At 42.5% G+C, this 3711-nt stretch carries 2 protein-coding genes; both read left to right on the top strand.

Going from position 1 to position 3711, the window contains the following annotated elements:
- Nucleotides 1-411: 411 nt before the first annotated feature.
- The gene (secA, locus tag HUS61_RS20980) at nt 412-3120 is read left to right on the top strand and encodes a preprotein translocase subunit SecA (RefSeq protein WP_175083655.1); all 2709 of its coding nucleotides are present in this window, start codon (nt 412-414) and stop codon (nt 3118-3120) included.
- 62 nt (nt 3121-3182) lie between these two features.
- Nucleotides 3183-3584, top strand: coding sequence for an 8-oxo-dGTP diphosphatase MutT (gene mutT, locus HUS61_RS20975; protein WP_175083654.1), 402 nt, complete (start codon nt 3183-3185; stop codon nt 3582-3584).
- Nucleotides 3585-3711 lie beyond the last annotated feature (127 nt).

Raw genomic sequence — 3711 nt, 5'->3', positions numbered from 1 at the left:
CACTAACCACTAACCACTAACCACTAACCACTAACCACTAACCACTAACCACTAACCACTAACCACTAACCACTAACCTGCTTTTTTCTCCCCTGATCTTGATTTTATTCTTATTGTCGCCATATCTATTCAGTAATCTTGTTTTCACCCTTTTTATGGGATTAGATCAAAGATTATGGCTGATTTTTAAATTTTCTTGCCGAAATTCCATATCTTCATAAACAGAAGGTTTGATGTTGCGCAGACTCTGGTATGATAGCGCACGAAATAAGCGGTGTTTTGAACAGCGTACTGATAAATTGTTAATTAATATGCCCTACATCATGAGCATAAGCGCATATTAATTATCAATTGAAGAAAGTGGGTTAGCTAATGACTAGCTAACAAAGAATACATTGTAACGGTTTTATCATGATATCTAATTTATTTACCAAGATTTTTGGTAGTCGCAATGACCGCACTATTAAAAACCTAAGAAAGACGGTCGCTCTAATTAATGCGCTTGAAAAGCAATTAGAAGCGCTTTCTGATGAAGATTTAAAAGCAAAAACAGCTGAATTTAGAGAGCGTTACGATAACGGACAAAGCCTAGATGACATTTTACCAGAAGCATTTGCTGTGGTACGTGAAGCATCTAAGCGTGTAAATGGCATGCGTCACTTCGACGTACAGCTACTAGGTGGTATGGTTTTACATCAAGGTCGCATCGCAGAAATGCGTACCGGTGAAGGTAAAACACTAACAGCAACATTGCCTGCATACCTTCGTGGTTTAACAGGTAAAGGTGTTCACGTAATTACCGTGAACGACTACCTTGCAAAACGTGACGCCGAAACTAACCGCCCATTATTTGAGTTCTTAGGCCTAACAGTAGGCTGTAACGTACCAGGCATGATGCCACAGCAAAAGAAAATCGCTTATGCTGCCGACATTACATACGGTACTAATAACGAATTTGGCTTTGATTATCTACGCGATAACATGGCATTTAGCATTGAAGAACGTGTACAACGCCCACTTTACTACGCTGTAGTGGATGAGGTGGATTCAATCCTAATCGATGAAGCGCGTACGCCGCTAATTATCTCAGGCCCAGCTGAAGACAGCTCTGAGCTTTACATCGAAATCAACAAAATTGTGCCAGAACTTGAGCTACAAGAAAAAGAAGATGAAGAAGGCGTTGAAGGCGACGGCGATTACACTATCGATGAAAAGTCTAAGCAAGTTCACTTAACTGAACGTGGCCAAATTAAAGTTGAAGAGCTACTAATTGAGCGCGGCTTAATTCAAGAAGGTGATTCACTTTACTCAGCTTCTAGCATCACATTATTAAGCCATGTGTATGCGGCACTTCGTGCTCACAAGCTTTATCAAAAAGACGTTGATTACGTTGTTAAAGAAAACGAAGTTATCATCGTTGATGAGCACACTGGCCGTACAATGGAAGGTCGTCGTTGGTCAGAAGGTTTACACCAAGCTGTTGAAGCAAAAGAAGGTGTGCGCATTCAAAACGAAAACCAAACATTGGCATCAATCACATTCCAAAACTACTTCCGTTTATACGACACACTAGCGGGTATGACAGGTACAGCAGACACAGAAGCGTTTGAGTTCCAGTCTATCTATGGTCTAGACACAGTAGTAATGCCAACGAACAAGCCGATGATCCGTGACGATCGTGCTGACCTTGTATATCTAACACAAGAAGAAAAGTACGAAGCAATCCTTGCTGATATCAAAGATTGCCAAGAACGTGGTCAACCGGTACTTGTGGGTACTATTTCTATCGAAAGTTCTGAGTACTTATCGCAGTTCTTACGTAAAGAAAAAATTAAGCACAACGTACTTAATGCTAAGTTCCACGCGCAAGAAGCAGACATTGTTGCCGATGCAGGTTTACCTGGCACAGTAACTATTGCAACTAACATGGCCGGTCGTGGTACTGATATCGTGTTAGGTGGTAACTGGCATAGCGAAGTTGAAAAGCTAGAAAACCCAACTGATGAACAAATCAAAGCGATTAAAGATGAGTGGCAAAAACGTCACGATGCAGTAATCGAAGCGGGTGGTCTACACATCATTGGTACTGAGCGTCACGAATCTCGTCGTATCGATAACCAGTTACGTGGTCGTTCTGGTCGTCAAGGTGATGCCGGTTCAAGCCGTTTCTACTTATCAATGGACGACGCGCTAATGCGTATTTTCGCTGGTGAGCGCATGACTAACATGATGCGTAAACTAGGTATGCAACGCGGTGAAGCGATTGAGCACCCTTGGGTAAACCGCGCAATCGAAAACGCACAACGTAAAGTTGAAGCACGTAACTTTGACGTTCGTAAGCAATTACTTGAGTACGATGACGTAGCAAACGACCAACGTCGTGTTGTTTACTCGCAACGTAACGAGCTACTTGAAGAAGGCGATATTTCAGAAACTATCACTGCAATTCGCGGCGATGTGCTAAATGGTGTGATTGACCAATTCATTGCACCGCAAAGCTTAGCTGAAATGTGGGATATACCAGGTCTTGAAGAACGCTTAAAACAAGATTTCTTAATCGAGCTGCCAATTTCACAATGGCTAGCTGACGATAGCAAACTATACGAAGAGAAACTTCGTGAGCGTATCGAAGAAGCGGTTGAGCAAGCATACAAGCAAAAAGAAGAGATGGTAGGCGAATCTGTACTACGTCAATTCGAAAAAGCGATTATGCTACAAAGCCTAGACCAACATTGGAAAGATCACTTAGCTGCGATGGACCACCTTCGTCAAGGTATCCACTTACGTGGTTACGCACAGAAGAATCCTAAGCAAGAGTACAAGCGCGAGTCGTTCGAGCTATTCTCTGAAATGCTAGAGAACTTAAAAGTCGACGTTGTGGGTATTTTAAGTAAAGTACAAGTTCGTGCTGAAGAAGATGTTGAGAAAGTTGAAGAACAACATCGTCGTAGCGAAAATGCACCACGTGAATACCAACACGAAGAAGCTGAGCACATCGGTGGTGAAACACCAGAAGGTGCTGTTGTAACACAACGTGCAGAACCTAAAGTAGGCCGTAACGAGCCGTGTCCTTGTGGTTCAGGTAATAAATATAAGCAGTGTTGCGGTAAATTAAAATAACCAAAACACGGTGATAAAAAGCGACGCTTGCGTCGCTTTTTTTATGATTAAGGAAACAACAAATGACTAAAAAAGTAGTGCATGTTGCTGTTGGCGTTATTTATAAAGATCAGCAATTATTTATTTGTAAGCGCCCAGACGACAAACACCAAGGCGGCTTATGGGAATTCCCTGGCGGCAAAGTAGAGCAGGGCGAAAGCGTATTTGCTGCGCTACAGCGCGAGCTATTAGAAGAAGTAAACCTCACTGTAAATGGCAGTGAAGAGCTAATGGTTATCGAACATGACTATGGTGATAAATGCGTACGCTTAGATGTGCACATTGTTGATGATTTCACAGGCACTGCCCATGGCGCAGAAGGCCAACAAGGCAAATGGGTCGCACTCAGTGAGCTTGATAGTTACAGCTTCCCAGCCGCGAATGTTGAGATTATCGAAAAGATAAAACAGAGGTTTGAGCTGTAAGCTTTCAGCTGTCAGTTTCTAGCCGAACTGTGTTGTTTGTAGCTCACCTCGTAGGAGATGTATGGACTCCTCCCCCAAATAGGGTGAGTACGGTATAAAGAGATTGGACAATTACTTTTACCAATAA

It is taken from the genome of Pseudoalteromonas sp. 0802 (assembly GCF_013350085.1).
Lineage (GTDB): Bacteria > Pseudomonadota > Gammaproteobacteria > Enterobacterales > Alteromonadaceae > Pseudoalteromonas.
The sequence above is the reverse complement of the archived record's forward strand: the minus strand, read 5'-3'. Positions and strand labels throughout refer to the sequence as shown.

What these genes read in the sequence shown, in the direction of transcription:
- mutT (WP_175083654.1), top strand. Translation starts at nt 3,183, where the DNA reads ATGACTAAAAAAGTAGTGCATGTTGCTGTTGGCGTTATTTATAAAGAT.
- secA (WP_175083655.1), top strand. Translation starts at nt 412, where the DNA reads ATGATATCTAATTTATTTACCAAGATTTTTGGTAGTCGCAATGACCGC.